Origin of the sequence: Sphingomonas telluris, from assembly GCF_022568775.1 — a bacterium.
GTDB lineage: Bacteria > Pseudomonadota > Alphaproteobacteria > Sphingomonadales > Sphingomonadaceae > Sphingomicrobium > Sphingomicrobium telluris.
The window spans coordinates 1,556,314-1,575,682 of record NZ_JAKZHW010000001.1; the positions used below are offsets into that span (position 1 = coordinate 1,556,314).

General features: G+C 66.5%; 15 protein-coding genes and 1 tRNA gene. 4 read left to right on the top strand and 12 right to left on the bottom strand.

Going from position 1 to position 19,369, the window contains the following annotated elements:
* The first annotated feature begins 46 nt into the window (after positions 1-46).
* Positions 47-553: a hypothetical protein gene (locus LZ016_RS07960; protein ID WP_241446857.1), complete on the top strand. Its 507-nt coding sequence runs from the start codon at positions 47-49 to the stop codon at positions 551-553.
* Here the strand turns inward: LZ016_RS07960 and LZ016_RS07965 are convergent.
* Genes LZ016_RS07965 through hemB form a run of 3 tightly spaced genes read right to left on the bottom strand, consistent with a single transcriptional unit; the run spans position 550 to position 3,549 of the window.
* Entirely contained in the window at positions 550-1,122 is a 573-nt protein-coding gene (locus LZ016_RS07965; RefSeq protein ID WP_241446858.1) for a GNAT family N-acetyltransferase, read from the bottom strand. The two genes, LZ016_RS07960 and LZ016_RS07965, sit on opposite strands and share 4 nt — an antisense overlap.
* A complete protein-coding gene (locus LZ016_RS07970; RefSeq protein WP_241446859.1) occupies positions 1,115-2,554 on the bottom strand; it encodes a pyridoxal phosphate-dependent decarboxylase family protein in 1,440 nt (479 codons plus the stop codon). The genes LZ016_RS07965 and LZ016_RS07970 overlap by 8 nt, the downstream gene beginning before the upstream one ends.
* A complete protein-coding gene (gene hemB / locus LZ016_RS07975) occupies positions 2,554-3,549 on the bottom strand; it encodes a porphobilinogen synthase (protein WP_241446860.1) in 996 nt (331 codons plus the stop codon). The genes LZ016_RS07970 and hemB overlap by 1 nt, the downstream gene beginning before the upstream one ends.
* 63 nt (positions 3,550-3,612) lie before the next feature.
* Between hemB and LZ016_RS07980 the strand changes: the two genes are divergently transcribed.
* Complete coding sequence (locus tag LZ016_RS07980; RefSeq protein WP_241446861.1) at positions 3,613-4,506, top strand: diacylglycerol/lipid kinase family protein; 894 nt, start codon at positions 3,613-3,615, stop codon at positions 4,504-4,506.
* Here LZ016_RS07980 and LZ016_RS07985 read toward each other — a convergent pair.
* The 6 genes from LZ016_RS07985 to LZ016_RS08010 are packed head-to-tail and all read right to left on the bottom strand — an operon-like array spanning position 4,490 to position 13,364.
* On the bottom strand, positions 4,490-5,950 hold the full coding sequence (locus LZ016_RS07985; protein WP_241446862.1) for an MATE family efflux transporter: 1,461 nt from the start codon (positions 5,948-5,950) through the stop codon (positions 4,490-4,492). The two genes, LZ016_RS07980 and LZ016_RS07985, sit on opposite strands and share 17 nt — an antisense overlap.
* A gap of 12 nt (positions 5,951-5,962) precedes the next feature.
* Positions 5,963-8,629, bottom strand: coding sequence for a valine--tRNA ligase (locus LZ016_RS07990; protein ID WP_241446863.1), 2,667 nt, complete (start codon positions 8,627-8,629; stop codon positions 5,963-5,965).
* Positions 8,630-8,669: 40 nt separating this feature from the next.
* Positions 8,670-10,718 carry a S9 family peptidase gene (locus LZ016_RS07995; RefSeq protein ID WP_241446864.1) on the bottom strand — a complete coding sequence of 683 codons (2,049 nt, stop codon included), beginning with the start codon at positions 10,716-10,718 and terminating at the stop codon, positions 8,670-8,672.
* A gap of 40 nt (positions 10,719-10,758) precedes the next feature.
* Entirely contained in the window at positions 10,759-11,142 is a 384-nt protein-coding gene (locus tag LZ016_RS08000; RefSeq protein WP_241446865.1) for a DUF2497 domain-containing protein, read from the bottom strand.
* Between the two features lie 42 nt (positions 11,143-11,184).
* Positions 11,185-12,693, bottom strand: a complete 1,509-nt coding sequence (locus LZ016_RS08005; protein ID WP_241446866.1) for a TolC family outer membrane protein — start codon at positions 12,691-12,693, stop codon at positions 11,185-11,187.
* A gap of 20 nt (positions 12,694-12,713) precedes the next feature.
* Entirely contained in the window at positions 12,714-13,364 is a 651-nt protein-coding gene (locus LZ016_RS08010) for a protein-L-isoaspartate O-methyltransferase family protein (protein ID WP_241446867.1), read from the bottom strand.
* Between the two features lie 174 nt (positions 13,365-13,538).
* On the opposite strand from LZ016_RS08010, the gene LZ016_RS08015 reads away from it, so the two are divergent.
* Together LZ016_RS08015 and hrpB are read left to right on the top strand one after the other, a co-directional pair.
* A tRNA-Cys gene (locus LZ016_RS08015) sits at positions 13,539-13,612 on the top strand.
* A 35-nt stretch (positions 13,613-13,647) separates the two neighbouring features.
* Positions 13,648-16,089 carry an ATP-dependent helicase HrpB gene (gene hrpB / locus LZ016_RS08020; RefSeq protein ID WP_241446868.1) on the top strand — a complete coding sequence of 814 codons (2,442 nt, stop codon included), beginning with the start codon at positions 13,648-13,650 and terminating at the stop codon, positions 16,087-16,089.
* On the opposite strand, the gene LZ016_RS08025 is transcribed toward hrpB, so the two are convergent.
* Genes LZ016_RS08025 through LZ016_RS08035 form a run of 3 tightly spaced genes read right to left on the bottom strand, consistent with a single transcriptional unit; the run spans position 16,086 to position 19,322 of the window.
* Positions 16,086-17,567, bottom strand: coding sequence for a tryptophan halogenase family protein (locus LZ016_RS08025; protein ID WP_241446869.1), 1,482 nt, complete (start codon positions 17,565-17,567; stop codon positions 16,086-16,088). The two genes, hrpB and LZ016_RS08025, sit on opposite strands and share 4 nt — an antisense overlap.
* 17 nt (positions 17,568-17,584) lie before the next feature.
* On the bottom strand, positions 17,585-18,604 hold the full coding sequence (locus LZ016_RS08030; RefSeq protein WP_241446870.1) for a cupin-like domain-containing protein: 1,020 nt from the start codon (positions 18,602-18,604) through the stop codon (positions 17,585-17,587).
* Positions 18,605-18,614: 10 nt separating this feature from the next.
* Positions 18,615-19,322, bottom strand: coding sequence for a SapC family protein (locus LZ016_RS08035; protein ID WP_366512911.1), 708 nt, complete (start codon positions 19,320-19,322; stop codon positions 18,615-18,617).
* Positions 19,323-19,369: the final 47 nt, after the last annotated feature.

A 19,369-nucleotide genomic window follows, 5' to 3' on the forward strand; every position in this document is an offset into this window, starting at 1 on the left:
CCCTCGAAAGTTGCGACATGCCGACACGCCTCCTAGAGCTTCGGCCATGCGGACCCGCGTTTCCACTGCGTTCCTTGGGCTGGCCCTGCTTTCCGCCTGCTCGACTCAAGGCGGGCCATACCCGTCGCTGGCACCGCGAGCGGCCGAGAACATCGATCCCCGCGTTCCGGTGGTGAGCCCCATTCGGTCGGGGCCGGTGAGTGCCGGACTGGCGGCGCATCTCGCCGCGCTGGTCGATCAGGCGCAGTCGGGCGACGCCGCTTTCCGCGATGCCGCAGCCAATGCGGAGCGCCTCGCGGCCTCGGCAGGCGCTCCATCGTCTGAAAGCTGGGTCGTGGCGCAGCAGGCGCTTTCCGCGGCCCAGGCGGCCCGCGGGCCGACGACGCGAGCGATGGGCGATATCGACGGACTGGGCTCGACCGCGCTCGCCACCAAGGGCGGAATTTCGCAGGCGGACATGGACGCGATCCAGAAGGCGGCCGCGATCGTCTCGGAAATCGATCAGCGCGAGGCGGAGCGCCTCGACGTCCTCGAGAAACGCCTGCGCAGTTAGCGGAGAGCGGCCGCGCGCGCCGCAGGCCACTCCTGGGCTTCGATGCGGTAGACGATCGTCGGATTGATTTCCGGCGGCAGGTCCTTGCTCTGGAAGTCCATGTCCGGCCGGCGGGTCATGCTCAGCCGCTTCATCAGGCCCTGGCTCGCTTCGTTCTGGTTGACCGTGAGCGCGACGACGTGCGGAGCGCCGAACTTGCCGAAGGCGAGGTCGAGGCTCGCGATGGCTGCTTCCTTGGCATAGCCCTGCCCCCACGCATCCTCGCGCAGGCGCCAGCCCACTTCGAAGTCGCCGGGATTGGGTGCGCCGTCGCTGTTGACGCGCTTGAGGCCGCAAAAGCCCAGCAAGGCGCCGTCGGACTTGCGCTCGACGATCCAGAATGTGTGGCCGAACTCGCGCTGGTAACGTTCGATGCGTCCGAACGCGGCCTCATGCCATTCGCGCGACCGGACACCGCCAAGCCAGCGCATGACGCCTTCCGTGTTGGTGTGCCGGATGAATTCATCGAGGTCCTCGGCGTCCCAGGTGCGGAGGCGGAGCCGCTCGGTCTCGGCCGCGACCTCAGCCATTGAGCGCCCTCACTCCGTCGAGAATTGCCTCGATCGCCTGATCGACATGTTCAAGATGCGTCCGGAAGGAGAGGATCGCGCAGCGGATAAGGTTGATGCCGTCGATGCGCGTGCCGCTCATCATCACGCGCCCTCCTTGCTGGAGGTGCTTCAGCAGTCGCTCGGTGAACTCGTTCGCGTCGCCATCCTTCGGCACATAGCGGAAGGCGACGACGGACAAGTCGGGCGGCGGTCCGGGGTCGAAGCCGTCGAGCTCCGACAGGCGACCGTGGAAGTAGCGGGCGAGTGCGAGCTTCTCCGACTGCGCCGCGCGGAACGCCGAAACGCCGGCGATCTGCAACGGCAACCACAGGCGGAGCGCACGAAAATGGCGCGTCAACTCCGGCGAAAGGTCGGCGGGCGAAGGGCCCACTTCGGACTCGCCGAGCGGCCGGATATATTCGCCGGAAGCGCTGAAGGCGTCGGTGAGATGCTTTCCGTCGCGGACCAAAGCGGCACCGGTTCCGTACGGCAGGAACAGGGTCTTGTGCGGGTCGAGCGCAACGCTGTCCGCCTGCTCGATGCCGCGCAGCAACTCCCTGCCCTCGTCGCACAGCGAGAACAGCCCGCCATAGGCACCGTCGACGTGCAGCCATGCGCCGTATTTCTGGCAGAGCTCGGCGATCTCAGGCAGCGGATCGATTGCGCCCGTGTCGACCGTGCCGCCCGATGCTACGACCAGCCACGGCCGAATGCCGGTGCGCAGGTCCGCTTCGAACGCCTCTTCGAGCGCGCCCACCGACATGCGATGCCGCGCGTCGGTCTCGACCTGCCGTCGGGGCGAGCGACCCCTGCCCGCGATGTGGAGCGCCTTGTCGATGCAATAATGCGCGAACCTCGTCGTGTAGACCGCGCCGCCGCCCTCCGGATCGCGAGCCTCGCGGGCGGCGACGATACCGGTGAGGTTGGCGATGCTTCCGCCTGACGTCAGCGTTCCGGCCGCCGTCGCCGGATAGCCGATGACGCTCGCCAGCCACTGGGTGCAGGCATTCTCGATGCGCACGGCGCCGGGACTCGCCGAGGCAAAGCCGGAATATTTGTTAGCTGACGCGGCAAGCAAATCGCCCATCGCTGAATAGGGCAGTCCGCCTCCGGGGATGTAGGCCATGAAACGTGGCGAGGTCGTCGCGAAGCCGGGCCGGTCGATGCACTCCGCGACATAATCGAGCACTGCGGCAGGATCGCGACCGGAATCCGTGAACTCCGGGTCCAGGGTCTGTGCGAAGACCTCCGACCAAGGCCGATTGCTCGGCGCAGTTTCGACTTGGTCCCAATAGGCGAGCGCGTGATCGAGGGTTCGCCCGCCGACATCGCGCCGCCGCTCCGCGTCCGGCTCCAGCGGGGAAGCCGCCGCGCGCAACCGCTCGATCTCGGTGCGCAGCCCGTCGAGCATCAGCCCTGGATCAGCCGTGCAGCATCGATGGCATGATAGGTGAGCACGCCGCTGGCACCCGCGCGCTTGAAGGCCATCAGCGTCTCCAGGATCAGCGCGTTGCGGTCGCCCGCGCCGGCCGCTGCCGACGCTTCGATCATCGCATACTCGCCGCTCACCTGGTAGGCGAAGGTCGGGACGCCGAACGCGTCCTTCACCCGTGCGACGACGTCGAGATAGGGCAGGCCCGGCTTCACCATCACGAAGTCAGCACCCTCGGCGAGATCGAGTTCGACCTCCCGCAGCGCCTCCTCGATGTTCGCCGGATCCATCTGGTAGCCGCGCTTGTCGCCTTTCAGCCGGCCGAGGGAGCCCACCGCCTCGCGGAACGGTCCGTAGAAGGCCGACGCATATTTCGCGGCATAGGCCATGATCGCGACGTTCTGGTGCCCGCCGTCCTCGAGCGCCGAGCGGATCGCTGCCACGCGGCCGTCCATCATGTCGGAGGGCGCAATGATGTCTGCGCCCGCCTCCGCCTGAACGACTGCCTGCTCGACCAGGATCGCGACCGTGTCGTCGTTGATGACCCAACCCGCCCCGTCGACCATGCCGTCATGGCCGTGCGACGTGTACGGATCGAGCGCGACGTCGGTCAGCACACCGATGTCCGGCACCGCGTCCTTGATCGCCTTCGTCGCACGGCAGATCAGATTGTCCTTGTTCAGCGCCTCACGCGCATCGTCGGTGCGAAGCTCGTTGGGCGTATTCGGGAACAGCGCGATGCACGGGATGCCGAGCGACGCCGCCTCCTTTGCCTTGGCCGCGATACGGTCCACGCTCCAGCGGCTCGCGCCCGGTAGCGAGCCGATAGGCTCCTCCGCACCGCTGCCCTCGCAAATGAAGAGAGGCAGGATGAAATCGCTGGGGTGAAGCCGGTTCTCGGCAAGCATCGAACGCATCCAGGCGCTCGACCGGCCGCGGCGCATGCGCAGGGCGGGATAAGGGGCTGTCGTCATTGGCCGCGCAGATAGACTGGGACGCCCTTGGAAAGAAAGGGCGCGCCGAACATTGACCGGCGGATGCCCGCAGCACTTCCGAAACAGGCGATCCTCGTGGTCAATGCGGGCAGCCGCCGCGGTGCGGACCTGTTCGACGAAGCTCGGGACAAGCTGACCGCCGCCGGAATCGAGCTCATCGATGCGAAGAAGTGCAAGACCGCGGACAGCATGGAGCGCGCGGTCAAGCAGGCGATCAAGCGTGCGCCGATGGTGATCGTTGGCGGCGGCGACGGTTCTTTGTCGTCGATGATCGACTATTTCATCGGCACGGACACGGTCTTCGCCTTCCTGCCGCTGGGAACGGCGAACAGCTTCGCGCGGACGATCGGGATGCCTCTGGACCTCGACGGCGCGGTGCAGGCGATTGCCACGGCCGAGCCGCGCAAGATCGACCTCGGCTGCATCAACGGCGACTATTTCCTGAATGCGGCGGCCATGGGCCTCGCGCCAAAGGTCGCCGAGACCGTGCCGCATGGGCTGAAGCGCCGCCTCGGGCGCCTCGGCTATCTGGTCTGGGCGGGCTGGTCCGCCGCGAACTTCAATGCCTTCCGCGTGAAGCTGGAGGGCAGCCGACGGACCCGGCGGATGTGGGCCACCGAAGTGCGCATCGCCAACGGGCGCTATCATGGGGGGCTGGAGCTGATCGAAAGTGCCGACATCAAGAGCGGCGAGATTGTCGTTCAGGTCGTGGCCGGACGGAGCCTTGTGAAGCTCGGCTGGAGCTATCTCGCGGCGGCGGTGAAGCTGCGATCGCGCCACCAGACGGTGCGCGAATTCGTCGGAAGCCAATTCCGGCTAAGCACCAAGCCGCGGCTCAGAGTGTCGATCGACGGCGAGATCGGCGCCGAGACCCCGCTGGACATCAGCGCGGTCGCCGACGCCGTGACGGTCGCCGTGCCTAGCCTGCCGGGTTGAGCGCTCCGCCTGGCTCCCGCGTCGCTTGCGCCTCCTCGACGCATTCTTCTTCGCTCGGGCGCTGGTCGATCTGCATCCGCGCCTTCCGCCAGCCGCCGTGCATGTAAAAGGCGAAGGCGAGCGCCAAATTGACGAAGGAGCTTGCGGGGAAGCTCAGCCAGATCGCGTCGGCGTTAAGGCTGGGATAGCTCGCGAAGATGAAGCCGAAGCGGACGGGCACCAACCCGACGCAGAGGATCAGCAACGGGCCCCAGACCGATCCGTTCGCCCGCACCGTGCCGAACAGGACCATGGTCATTCCGAACAGCAGGAAGTTCCAGGTCGCGAGCAGATGGATGTGCCGCGCAATCGGCAGCGCCGGGCTGTCGCTGCCCATGAACAGCGCCAGCACCGACCGGTCGGAGACGGTCAGGAGGACGATCAGCACGCCGGTGATGAGCAAGGTGTAGATGATGCCCGACCGGGTGATCGGATTGACGCGTTCCCAGCGTCCGGCGCCGATGTTCTGCGCCGCCATGGCGCTGACCGCCGCGCCGAGCGCCATCGCGGGCATCTGCACATAGGTCCACAGCTGCATCGCGACGCCGAAGGCCGCCGCCGTGTCCACGCCCTCGCGGTTGACGATGCCGACCAGCGCGAGAGCGGACATGGAGATGACGATCATCTGGATGCCCATCGGCAGTCCCTTGGCGACAATCGTCTTCAGGATCGCTCCGCTCGGCAGCAAATAGCGAAGCTCGCTTCCGCGCAGCCTGAGCGGCAGGTCGCGGACGTACATGAAGACGAGCAGGCCGATCAGCGCGGTGTAGTTGGCGATGAGCGTTGCCGTCGCCGAGCCTGCGATGCCCAGCTTCGGCGCAGGACCGAGGCCGAGAATGAAGACCGGGTTCAGACCGCTGTCGAGAATGACCGCGACCATCATGAACCAGAGCGGCGTCAGGCTGTCGCCCGCTCCGCGCAGCGCCATCATCAGCAAGGTGAGCAGCAGAAGCGCCGGCATGGCGAGGAAGATGACCCGCAGATAGTCGAGCGCGAGCGGCGCTGCGTCTCCAGGCGTGCCCAGCGCATGCAGGATCGCGGGCGACAGGTACCAGCCCGCGACCGCGATCAGGATCGTGACGATCCCGAACGCACCGGCGGCCGTGCCGAAGATCTTGCGTGCCTCGTCGACGTCCTTCCGGCCCCAATACTGGCCGATGAGGATGGTCGAGGCCATTCCGAAGCCGAAGACGAACGCCGTCAGCAGGAACATGACCATGTTGGCGTTGGACGTGGCGGCAAGTGCGTGCTCGCCGAGGAAACGGCCGACCCAGATGGCGTTGACCGTGCCGTTCAGCGACTGGAGGATGGACGACGCCAGCGTCGGCAGCGCGAACTTCAGCAGCGTCGGACCGATGCTGCCCTGCGTCAGGTCGCCGCGTCGAGCGGTGGACGCATCCGCCATGGTTGAACTCCTTTAGCCGAGCCTCTCCAACGCGGCGCGGTAGCGTTCGGCCTCAGCGGACTTCTCCGCATGGTCGGAGCGCGCCTTCTCCACCGCTTCAGGCTTCGCCCGCTCGGCAAACTGCGGGTTCGACAGGCGGCCAGCGAGGCTATCGCGTTCCTTTTCGGCGGCGGCTGCCGACTTCAGAAGTCGCGATCTCTCGGCTTCAACGTCGATCACTCCTTCAAGCGGAATCACCAAAGTCGCACCGGGGGCTGGAATCCGAAGCGCGCTCCCCGAGGGAACCTCCTCGGAGGTATGAATATCGATCCTACCGACGCGCTCGAACATCGACTGCGCTGCGGGTAGACGCTTCCACAAACTCGACGAGATATCTTCCAAGTATGCCGGAAGACGCTGACCGGGCGCGATGCCGACCTCATTCTTCGCCGCGCGGACTGCCATGATGGTCTCGATGACCCAGTGCATCTCGGCTTGAACGTCCACCACCTCGTTTCCGACGGTTCCGACGATAGGGTTGGCTTCGGCTTGAGGCTCCGGCCACTTCGCGACAATCAGGTCGTACGGGCGCTCATTCGCGTTCCACAGCTCTTCGGTGACGAAGGGCATGAACGGGTGGAGCATGACGAGGATCTGGTCGAACGCCCAAGCGGCGACGCGCTTCGTCTCCTCGTCGAACGCGCCCTTCACCAGCTCGACGTACCAGTCGCAGAAAGTGCCCCAGACGAAGTGGTAGATGGCGTCGGCCATCTCGTCGAAGCGCAGTTCATCGAACGCGGTGTCGAGCTTCGCGAGCGTGTCGACCACCTCGCCGATGATCCAGCGGTTGACCGGAAGCTCGGCGGCCGGAGCGGCGATGCTGTCGCTGGCGCCGACGCCGTTCATCTGCAGGAAGCGCGCGGCATTCCACAGCTTGGTCGCGAAGTTGCGGTAGCCCTCGACGCGCTTCTCATCGAGCTTGATGTCGCGGCCCTGGCTTTCCATCGCGGCCAGCGTGAAGCGCAGCGCATCGGCGCCGTACTTGTCGACGATGCCCAGCGGATCGACCGTGTTGCCCTTCGACTTCGACATCTTCTGGCCCTTGGCGTCGCGGACCAGGCCGTGGAGGTAGAGCGTGCGCCACGGCACGTCGTTCATGAACTCCAGGCCTTGCATCGCCATGCGGGCATCCCAGAAGAAGATGATGTCGAAGCCGGAGATGAGGACGTCGTTCGGGTAGTGCCGCTTGAGATCGTGCGTCTGCTCCGGCCAGCCCAGCGTCGCGAACGGCCACAGCGCTGAAGAGAACCAGGTGTCGAGCACGTCGGGATCGCGGCGTAGCGGCTGGTCGCCGGCCTGCGCCTTCGCTTCCTCCTCGCTCTCGGCCACGAAGACGCTGCCGTCGTCGGCGTACCACGCCGGAATGCGGTGGCCCCACCAGAGCTGGCGCGAGACACACCAGGGCTGGATATTCTCAAGCCAGTTGAACCAGGTCTTGGACCAGGTTTCCGGCACGATCTTGATGTCGCCGGAGCGGGTGGCGTCGAGCACGCGTTCCGCCATCGGCTTCACGTCGACATACCATTGGTCTGTCAGCCATGGCTCGATCACCACACCCGAACGGTCGCCGTACGGGGTCGGGATCGCTCGATCCTCAACCTTGGCCAGGAAGCCGCCAGCCATCAGCATGTCGAGCACTTGCTTGCGCGCTTCCTCGCGAGAGAGACCAAGCAGCTCTTGCGGGATGAGCCCGTCCTGGGTCTGGACGACATGGGCCGTCGCATCGAACATGTTGAGCATGTCGCGCGGAGCGAACCCGGCGCGCTTGCCGACCTCATAATCGTTGAAGTCGTGCCCCGGCGTGATCTTGACCGCGCCGGAACCGAGCTCCGGATCGGCGTGCTCATCGGCGATGATCGGGATCAGGCGCCCTGTGATGGGATGCTTGATATTCTTGCCGATCAGTTCCTTGTACCGCTCGTCGTCCGGATGAACCGCGACCGCCATATCGGCCAGCATCGTTTCGGGCCGCGTCGTCGCCACTTTGATATGGCTCGACCCCGTCCCGGTGCGAGCGTCGTCAGCGAGCGGGTAGCGAAGAGTCCAGAACTGGCCCTGGACCTCGCGCGTCTCGACCTCGAGATCGCTGATCGCGGTCTGAAACTTGGGGTCCCAGTTCACGAGGCGCTTGTCGCGATAGATGCGGCCACGCTTGTAGAGCTCGACGAAGACCTTGATGACCGCCTTCGAGAAGCCCGGGTCCATCGTGAAGCGCTCGTGACTCCAGTCGCAGGACGCACCGAGGCGGCGGAGCTGGCGGGTGATCTGGCCGCCGCTTTCTTCCTTCCACTGCCAGACCCGGCTGACGAATTCGTCCCGGCCGAGCTCGGCGCGCGCAATGCCCTCGGCGGCGAGATTCCGCTCGACCACCATCTGCGTGGCGATGCCGGCATGATCCATGCCGACGACCCACAGCGCGTCCTTGCCGCGCATGCGCTCGCGCCGAGTCAGGACGTCCTGAAGCGTGTTGTCGAGCGCATGGCCGATATGCAGCGAGCCCGTGACGTTGGGCGGCGGCATGACGATCGTCCACGGCTCCTCATTCGGCCGGTCGGGCCGGAAGAGCCCCCTGGACTCCCAATGTTCGTACCAGCGCTGCTCGATCGCAGCAGGATCGAATGTCTTGGGAAGCTCGCTCATGCGAGGCGGTTAGCCGCGCCCGCATGAGCGTTCAACCGCACTACTGCGTGGATTTGCCGGTCCAGCGGTTCAGCCAGCCGAGCACCTCATCATACCATTGGATGGAATTCTTGGGCTTCAACACCCAATGGTTCTCGTCGGGGAAAACGAGCAGGCGCGACGGGACGTTGCGCCGCTGGAGCGCCGTGAAGGCCGCAAGCCCCTGCGTGTAGGGGATGCGGAAGTCGTTCTCGCTGGTGATGACGAGCTGCGGCGTCTTCCAGGCGGTCACGTAGTTCACCGGGTTCCACTTCTCGAACGCCGCCGGATCCTCGTAATAGGTCTTCCCCCCGTGCTCCCACTCGTCGAACCACAGCTCCTCGGTCTCGTAGGCCATGGCGCGGGCGTCGAAGACGCCGTCGTGCTGGACGATGCACTTGAACCGGTCGGGCCAGCGGCCTTCGATCCAGTTCATCATGTAGCCGCCGTAGGAGCCACCGAGCGCGCAGGCATTGTCGGCGTCGAGCTGGGCGTCACTTGCAGTCGCGTAGGCGAGGCCCTTCTGCAGGTCCTCGAGCGGCCAGCCGCCCCAATTGTTGTGGATCGCGTCGGTGAAGGCCTGGCCGTACCCGGTCGACCCGTGGAAATCGACGGCGACGACGCCGTAGCCGGGGCCTGAGAACACTCGCGGGTTCCAGCGGAAGGACCAGCTGTTGCTGAACGTGCCCTGCGGCCCCCCGTGAACGAGGAAGGCGATCGGCAGCTTGCCCGTCGCCGTCGTGGGCTTCAGCGTCCATCCCCACACCGTGTCGTTGTTGGCGCCCGTAAAGCTGAACTTCTTGAACGTGACCGGATCGAGCTCGGCCAGCAGCTCGCGGTTGGCGTTCGTGAGCTGCTTCGCCTTGCCGCGGCGATCGAGCAGATAGATGTCGTCAGGCGCCATGATGCTGTTCATCGTGGCGAGAATGCTGCCGTTCGGGAGAGCGCGGACGTTGCCGTAATGGCCGTCCTTGGTGAGGCGCGTGACCTTGCCGGTCGCGACGTCGACGCGGAACACCGGCTGCTCCAGCGTATCCTCGGCGGTGACGAGGATCGACTTGCCGTCGTGGGCCCATTCGATGGAACCGACGGAGCGGTCCCAGTTCTGCGTCAGCGCACGGGTCTGGCCCGTGGCGACGTCGCGGAGCTGCAGGACCTGCCGATCGGCTTCGTAGCCCGCCCGCGCCATCGCGAAGTAAGCGAGTGTCTTTCCGTCCGGCGAAACCACCGGAAGGTTGTCCGTGCCGTCGTTGGCGTCGGTGAGGTTCGTCGGCGGCGCACCGCCATCGGCGGGCGAGGAGAAGATGTCGAGGTTGGTCGAGGTCGCCTCGATTCGACCCGCCTCCCGAAGCGCGAAGTAGACGGTCTTGCCGTCGGGCGAGAAGCCGATCTCCTCGCCGCCCCCCATCGGCTTGGACGGCGTGTCGCCTTCGAGATTGCCAGTCAGCCTAACGCCGCCGCCCGTCAGCTTTCCGCCTTCGATCGGGAAGGCATAAATGCGCGACTTGGTGCCCGGCTCTGCCCAGCTATCCCAGTGGCGCACGAACAGCTTGTCGTAGGTGCGGCCGCTGCCCGCGGGCTTGGCGGGGAAGGTCGTCGCGGCGCAGGCGAGGTCGGGGCAATCCTTCTGGTCGGCCCAGACGATGACGCGGTCGCCGGTTGGCGCGAGCTTGAAGCCCGAAACGTCGCCGCCGAAGTCGCTGATCTGCTGCGCGGCACCGCCGACCGGCATGCGGAAGAGCTGGTCGCGGTCGCCGGCCTTCATCAGGAAGTAGAGCGCCCCGTCCTTGCCGAACACCGCGTCATGGCCCTTTTCCGCGCCCGTCACGAGCTGCGGCGCGGCACCCGCCTTCGTCAGGTCGAGCAGGTAAAGACCGTTGTTGCGCTTGTTCGCGTCGAAGTCCGTGTCGGAGATGGTGAACACTGCCCACTTGCCGTCGGGCGAGACTTCCGGCGCGCCGACGCGATGCATCGACTGCATGTCGGTGGCGGTCATCGGCCGGGCAGGTGCGGGCGAAGCGAAGGTGAAGGCGGCGGCTGAAGCGGCCGCAAGCAGCGATGATTTGATCATGCCGGAGGCGTAGCAAAGCCTCCGCGCGGCGCAAGCAGCCTTAGAGCGGGCGTCCCGTGATCCGCGAAATCTCGCGCTTTACATGCTCGTCGACCAGGCCGGGAAGATGGTCGTCGAGCCACTGCTTCAGCATCGGCCGAAGCATCTCGCGGACCATGTCCTCCAGCGGGTTGGCTTGGGGCATGGCAGGAACGCTCGCGGCGACGGTGCTCAACTGCTCCAGCGCGCTGCGGCTGGCGTGCGTGGTGGTTTCGTTTAGCAGCGGCGGCCCGAGGTTCGCGGGCGGCGCGAGAGTCTCTTCGAGCTCGAGCACGTCCTCTTCGTCGTCCTCGGCCAGGTCCTGCGCCTGCTGCACCGGTTCCGGCGGGCGCATGCCCTTGTCTTCGGCGATCACCTTTTTGATCGACGCGAGGATCTCTTCCATCGAGGGCTCACGGCCGGTTGCCTGCATGAGCGGGGATATGGGCTATTGCTGCGGCTGAGTCACGCTCGGCGTCGCAGCCGTTCCAGCGGCCGGAGGCGTGGTGATCGTCTGCTGCGGGATCAGGTCCGGAGTGACGATCGGCGTCGCCGGCATCTCCGCCGGGTCGACCGTACGCGTAGCGACCGGCACATATTTCGGGTCCCGCGACCAATCGTTCCAATTGTTCGCGGTGCGTCGATAATTGCCGAGCGGATCGTAGAGCGGTCCACCATCGAGGCCGAGGTCCTGCGCTTCCGCCTGCCCCATGGCGTTGAGGAGCTGGAAGCCGGCGACATACGCATCGCGCCGTGCGGTCACGAGCAGCACTTGCGAGTTCAACAGTTCTTGCTCGGCGTCGAGGACGTCGAGAACGGTGCGGGTGCCGACGCTCTGTTCGGCACGGACGCCCTCGAGAGCGAGCTCGTTGGCGGAGACGGCGACCGTCTGGGACTGGATGGCCTTCAGCGACGCCTGATAGTTGGCGAAGGCGGCACGCGTCTGGGCGACAACGGCGCGCTCGGTGCCGATGACCTGCTCTAGCGATTGGCCCTGCAGCGCTTCGGCCTGGCGGATCCGGGCAGCGGGGAGCCCGCCCTGGAAAACCGGGATGCTGGCGCTGAGGCCCGCGGTCGTCTGGCTGCCTGTGCTCGGCTGATTGCCGATCGTGCCGGAAAGCTCATTGACGTAGGTGCCGCTGAGCACGCCGGAGAGCGTGGGCAGGCGGGTGCCTTCGGCAACGCGGACGTCATAGCCCGACGCGATCGCCTGCCGCTGAACCGAGAGCAGATCCGGGTTGTTCGAAAGCGCGATGCGGACGGCCTCGTCCTCGGTCGTCGGCAGCGGCGGGAGCGGTGGAGGCGGAGCGAGTTGGCCCGGCGCATGGCCGATGACCTGGCGATAGACGGCTTCGCTCGCCGTCTGCTGGCCCTGCGCGATCACGAGGCGCGACTTGCCGAGCTGGAGGCGGGCTTCCGACTGCGCGACGTCGGTGCGCGTCAGGTCGCCGATCTGGAAGCGGTCCTGCGTCGCCTGCAGGTTGGTGGTCAGGACGCGCACGTTGTTCGAGTTGAGCTCGACCACCGCGCGGTCGCGGATCACGTCCATGTAGGCGGCGACCGCCTGCGTGAAGACGTCGCCTTCAACCGCGCGGAGCGTCGCCCTGCCCGCCTCGACGCGCGTTTCCGCGGCCCTCACTGAATTCTTGACCCGGCCGCCGGTGTAGAGCGGGAGGCTGAGGTCCGCGCCCGCTGAAAAGGTCGTCCCCCCACCGGTTTCCAGGATGCCGCTGCGCGAAAGGTCGCGGTTGATGCCGGCGGTGGCGCTGACCTGCGGACGGCCCGCCGCCTTGGCGATGGCGACGTTGGCGTCGGTCGCGCGAAGATTCTCGCGCTGTCCGGTGAGCGTCGGGTTGGTACGATAGGCCGAGACCAAGGCCTCGCGCAGCGTATCGGCCGACGCCGTCCCCGCGAGCAGGGACGCAGCGACCGTTGCAGTGACGAAGTTACGGATCACGGCTGAGGAAACTCCAACGCTCAAAAAGTGAAGGCCCGCGGCCGCTGGAAGCCCGGCAAAGCAGGCGTCGCCGAATCCGCGATCGAGTGGAAGGCAAAACCGCCGCCGGCCTTGCGGCCCGCGATCAGCCGCGTGATGCCCTGGTCGACGAGAGCCGCGCCGATCCGCCCGCCCTCCTTCAACTGCGCCACGAGCGCATCTGGGATCATCTCGACCGCGCCGTCGATGAGGATGAAGTCGTAAGGGGCGTTGGCGGGATAGCCGGCCTCCAACGGGCCTTCGACGACGTTCACGCCGTGCTTGCGCGCAGCGGCGGCAAGCTCGGGCGAGGATTCGAGAGCGGTCACGCGAACACCCATCTCGGCAAGGACCGAAGCCGCATAGCCGGTCCCTGCGCCGACCACGAGCGCACTCTCGCCGCGGTCCACCGTCAGCGCCGTCAGGAGTAGCCCGGTGACGGCGGCAGGCGGCATTGAACGGCCCGGGCCGATCGGCAGCGCGCGGTCGATATAGGCGAGCGGGCGCTGACCCTCGGGGACGAACGCCTCACGCGGGACGAGCGACATGGCAGCAATGACCGCCGGATCGTTCACGCCCTGCGGACGGAGCTGAGAGTCGACCATCGCCTGACGCGCGGCAGCAAAATCGGGGACAGGGGAATGAACCGTCATAGCTGTTATATTATGCTAATACACCTTGGATGCAACCTGCTCTTATCTACCGTATCCTATATCGCCAAGGGTACTCACCACCATTGGTCGAAAGTTAAGTAGGCCTCGTGGAGGCACGCCAGCGTCTCGCGAAGGCTTGACCGTCGGTGAAAAGCCGGGGAAAGGCGTCGCTGCGGCCCGATGGCGGAGTGGTTACGCAGAGGACTGCAAATCCTTGCACGCCGGTTCGATTCCGGCTCGGGCCTCCACTCCCACCTCGTCCGGATCGGACTGGTCGCCAGCAATGACGCTCCCGATCGCAGAAGTTTTGCCGGAGCTGCTCGAAGCGTTGCACGTGCAACGGCGGGCGCTTCTTGTGGCGCCGCCCGGAGCGGGCAAAACGACGCAGGTTGCGCCTGCCCTCCTCAACCAAAGCTGGTGCAGCGGACAGGTGCTGTTGCTCGTGCCCCGGCGCCTTGCGGCGCGCGCGGCGGCGGAGTTCATGGCTTCGGGGCTGGGCGAGGCGCCCGGGCAGACGATCGGCTACGCAACGCGTCTCGACAGCAAGATCGGCAAGAGCAGCCGCGTCGTCGTGATGACGCACGGCGTGTTCCTGGCGCGAATTCAGTCCGATCCGGAACTCGGCGGAGTCTCGGCGGTGCTGTTCGACGAAGTGCACGAGCGGAGCCTCGACAATGACCTGGCGCTCGCGCTCGCCTTGGATGCGGCGGGCGCGCTTCGCGAGGACATGCGCCTCCTCGCAATGTCCGCGACGCTCGACGTCGAGCGTTTCCAGCGGTTGCTCGGCGATGCACCGACAATCGTCAGCGAAGGCAAGAGCTTCCCGCTCGACGTACGCCACGTCGGCCGCGACCCGACGGCGCGGATCGAGCCGCAGATGGCGTCCGCAATCCGGGCGGCTTTGGGTGCCGACGAAGGATCGCTGCTGGCCTTCCTTCCCGGCGTCGCCGAGATCGAGCGGACCGCCGACGCTCTCGGGCAGCTTCCCGGCAACGTGGAGCTGCACAAGCTGCATGGTGGGATCGAGCCGGCAACGCAGCGAAAAGCGCTGGCCGCTCCGCCCGCGGGCAAGCGCAAGCTCGTCCTTGCTACCAGCATCGCCGAGACCAGCGTGACGCTGCAGGACGTCCGCATCGTCGTCGACAGCGGCCTCGCGCGGCGCCCACGCTACGACCGCGGAGCGGGCCTGACGCGGCTGGTGACCGAGCGGGCGAGCCGGGCGGCGGTGACCCAGCGTGCAGGGCGAGCCGCGCGGCAGGCGCCGGGCGTCGCGATCCGCCTGTGGGAAGAGGCGGCGACGGCGTCCCTGCCCGCGCATGATCCACCGGAAATTCTCGAGGCTGACCTATCGAGCCTGCTGCTGACCTGCCTGCTGTGGGGCGAGCCGGACCCGGGTCGGCTGCCGTTTCTCGACGCGCCGCCCGTTGCCGCGATCGAGGAAGCGCGCAAGCGGCTGCACAGCCTCGACGCCATCGACGACGAGGGGCACCTCACCGCCCATGGACGCGCGGTCGCGGCCTTGCCCCTCGAACCCCGGCTGGCTCACATGGTGCTCAACGCGCGCGAGCGCGGCTTCGGGGCTGCGGCGGCGAACGTCGCGGTGCTGCTGACAGAGCGCGGACTTGGCGGAAATGACGCCGACCTGGAGCTTCGCTGGCGCCGATGGCGTGCGGACAAGTCGCCGCGCGCAAATGCCGCGCGCTCGCTCGCCGCGGGCTGGCGACGAAGGCTCGGCGTCGAGGATGCAGGGGTCGACGAGCATGACCTTGGGAAGGCGTTGGCCCTCGCATTCCCCGATCGCATCTCGCGGAGGCGCGACGCTGCTGGCGAGAGCTGGGGTTCTGTCGGCGGACGCGGCTTCAGGCTCGACCCATCCTCGCCGCTCGCCGGAAATCAATGGCTCGCGGTGGGCGAAGTGGCCGGTCACGCATCTGGCGCGCGCATTCTCTCGGCTGCCGCCATCGACGAGCAAGTCGTGCTGGAACTCTTCGCGGATCGCGTAGAGGTTCGGCACGACGGCGAGTTCGATCCGGCCACCGGCTCCGTCACGCCGACACGGAGCCGCCGCCTCGGCTCCATCCGCCTCTCGAGCGGACCCGATCCCTCGCCGGACCGCGAAGCGATCGAGCAGGCGCTGCTCGAAGGCGTGCGCGAGCATGGTCTGGACCTGCTGCCGTGGGACGAGCGAGCGCTTCAGCTTCGCCAGCGTGCGGCGTTCGCGCACCGCTTCGATTCCTCGATTGCCGCGCTCGACGATGAGCTGCTGCTGGAACGCGCGGACGAATGGCTGGCACCGTTGCTCGCCGGGAAGCGCAGGCTTGGCGACATTCCCGCCGCGGCCCTCGCGAGCAGCCTGGAACGGCTGCTCGGCTACGATGCGATGCGACGGTTGGATCGGATCGCCCCCGCCCAGTTCGCCACCCCGGCCGGAAGTCATCATGCGATCGACTATTCGGCGACGGCCGGACCCACTGTAGAAGTCCGTGCACAGGCCTTGTTCGGTCTCTCGAAGCACCCGGCCGTGGCCGAAGGGCACGTCCCGTTGGTCCTCGCCATCACGTCGCCCGCAGGTCGCCCAATCCAGACGACGCGCGACCTGCCGGGCTTCTGGAGCGGAAGCTGGCGCGACGTCGCGAAGGACATGCGCGGGCGCTATCCGAAGCATCCGTGGCCCGACGATCCGGCGTCGGCGCCGCCAACGCTGCGGACCAAGCGCGCGAGCTAGCCTGCCATGTAGCGTTGCAGGAACTCGCCGTGGGTGGGCATGCCCGCGACGGCGCGCGAGATGTTGGCCTGCAGGCTCGATAGGGCCTCCCGCAGCCGCGCTTCCGGCATCAGCCGCGCGACATGATGGTAGGATGCCGGGGTCTGGCGCTGCCCCAGCATCACCTGCACCCAGCTGTCGACGCGGAACAGGTCGTGGCTGTCCTGATAGGCATGCGCATGCGCGCGGAAGAGCTCGATGCGCTCCCTCAGCGTGTCAGGAATGGTCATGTTGCGGCAGTGGCGCCAGAAATCGGAATCGTCCCGCTCGGTCGCATGGTAGTGAAGGACAATGAAGTCGCGGATGCCGATGATCTCGCGATCCGCCTGTTCGTTGAAACGGTCGCGCGCGGCCGGGGTCGCTCCGCGGAACGGGAACGCCTGAAGCAGTCGGGTCACCGCGATCATGATGAGGTGGATGCTGGTCGATTCCAGAGGCTCGATGAAGCCGCTCGACAGGCCGATCGCGACGCAATTGTTGACCCACGACTTGCGCCGCCGGCCCGCCTTGAAGCGGATCAGGCGTGGCTCGAACAGCGGCTCGCCCTCAAGCTCCTGCGCCAACAGCGCGCGCGCCTCGTCCTCGCTCATAAAGGCGCTTGCGAAGACCAGGCCGTTGCCGACGCGGTGCTGCAGCGGGATCTGCCAGCGCCACCCAGCGCGATGGGCGATTGCCCGCGTGAAGGGCTTCGGCGCGCCGACGCTTTCCGTCTGCACCGGCAGCGCGCTGTCGGTCGGAAGCCATTCCGCCCAGTCCTCGAACCCGGCTTTCAGCGTCTGCTCGATCAGCAGCCCGCGAAATCCGGTGCAGTCGATGAAGAGGTCGCCTTCCACGGTCTCACCGGATTGGAGCAGCAGCGCCTCGATGTCGCCGCTCTCGGCATTCTGCCGCACCTCGCGGATCTTGCCTTCGACGCGCCTGACACCGAGCGGCTCGGCGAGACCGCGGAGGTACTGGCCGTAGGATGTCGCATCCAAGTGGTAGGCGTAATTGATCGTCGCGTCCTTAGAGGTTGCGAACTTCTCCGCCGCAGCCGCCTGATGCTCGAAACAATAGTCGCCGATCTCGCCGGCCCAGCCCTGCCGCCGCGCCTCCAGCCAGTAATGGTGGAAGTCGGCCAGCCAGGTTCCGTGCCCCAAGGTTCCGAACGAGTGGATGTAGCGGTCCTGCTCCGCCGCCCAATTTTCGAAGCTGATGCCCAGCTTGAAGGTCGAGTTGGTGGCGCGCATGAACTCGCGCTCGTCGATCCCCATATACTGGTGGAAGGTGCGGCAGGTCGGGATGGTCGATTCCCCCACGCCGACGGTGCCGATCTCGTCGGACTCGACCAGCGTCACCTCGATAAGCGGTGCGAGCTGCTTGACGAGCGCATAGGCCGCGATCCAGCCCGCGGTACCCCCGCCAGCGACGACAACGCGCTTCACCTTTGGCTCGTCCACTTACCCCCCTTGATCGCCTACCGGTTCAACCGGGCGAGAATGTCGGCACGCAATCGCCGCGCGCGGATATCGTCCATCCGGCCGAGCGGGCCCTGCACATGTTCCGGAAGATGCGACGTCGCCTGCTGCGCGTCGCCGAAGACGTAATAATCGAACAGCTCGCGCCACGCGGCTTTCTCATGCTCCGGGCGATCGCGAAGGCTCAGCAGCGCATGTTTCAGCGTGATCATCGGCGTATCCACGAAGCGCGGCACCGCGTTCCACCAATAATTGATCATCACGTTGAAGGCGTCGAGCGCCTCGACGTTGTGCCACCACATCGCCGGGTAGATGAGCAGGTCCCCGGGCTCGAGCTCGGCCACCTGGGCATGCTCCAGGGCTTCGCGGAAGGCCGGGAAGCGATCGAAGTCGGGGGCGCGCAAGTCGACCATGCTGACCACCTGCCCGCCGGGCGTCGGTTCCAGCGGCCCGGGATAGAGATTCGCGATCTGGTCCGGCGGGAACAAAGTGAAGCGGCGGCGGCCGACCAGGCTGCACGCGATGTTGTTCGAGAAGTCGTAGTGGGTGCTGGCGACGGTGCGGTTGCCGATCCAGATGCCCGCCATCGGCTTGTGGTTCGCAAGGGGCGCAAGATCCGCGGGGAGGCCGTTGTCGCCGCCCAGCCCCGGTAAGAACAGGCTAAGATCCGTCGAGCCGATGTAGAACGAGGGGGCATCGCGATCGTCGAGATGCTCGGCGATGCGGTTCAGGAACTCGCGGAAAGAAACACGCTTCGCCTCGAAGTTGAGGCGGGTCAGATCGTCGTTGTAGAAGAAGCGGCCGCCGATCTCCGGCGCACCCGTGTAGCCGACGACGGGCTGGCCCGCGTCGAAGCTCGCCAGATAGTCGATAGCGGCGCGCGCGCCTTCGAGACCCTTGCGAACGAGCGGCCAATCCGCCGCCACGCCTTTCAGGATCGCCGGCTCGCCCTCGTCTATCAGCCGCTGGATCGGGAGCGAATCCGCCGAAAGCCCGGTGATGACGCGCGTGGTCTTCATGCCTTGCGTCTCAGCCGATCCCCAGCTTGCGCTTCTTGAGCTCAACCAGCCGGTTCAGATTGGGCAGCGACGAGCGGATGAAGATCGCCGGAGCGAGAAAGCCGCTGCGATGCAGGCGCTCGATCCCGTCGCTCGGCAGCGCCTGAAACTGCTCCATTCCGATCGTGAACATCGAGCGCAGTTGATAGCACGTGCCCTCGTCGAGCTGCACGTCGATCTCGATCGGCTGGACGAGGCCGAGCTCGTCGAGTGTTGCGAACATGCCGGGCGCTGAGGCCAGCCCTTCGTGGATCATGTGCAGCCGGCTAGTGACATGGTCGAGATAGGCGCTGTTCCCGCCATGCTCGCGAAAGAGGGGCTCGCCCTCATCGTTTCCGACCCGCGGGTCGTCGAGATCGACGTGGACCGCTAACTCCTGTCCTCCGCTGTCACGCAGGCCGAGGAAGAACGGACCGCGAGCGAGCGTCGCCGGGACGTAACGCGACGTCCACCGGCCGCTATCGACGAACAGGTTCTCGCCCTTGTCCAGGCCGAGCAAGGCGACGGACACGAACTTTCCGTCCTGATCCTTGCGGATGAAGATCGGAAACTCCCTCTGGACCTCTTCGAACTCTGCGGGAACGACCAGCGCCTGATTGACATCGTCGGCCGATGAGGCGCTCGCCGCGACGCGCAGCGAGCCGTGCTCGACGTTGTCCAGTGGTACCCGGTTCGACAGCTTCCTCGCCCTTCAAAATGCATGATGCCGCTGCTGGGGGGCAGCGG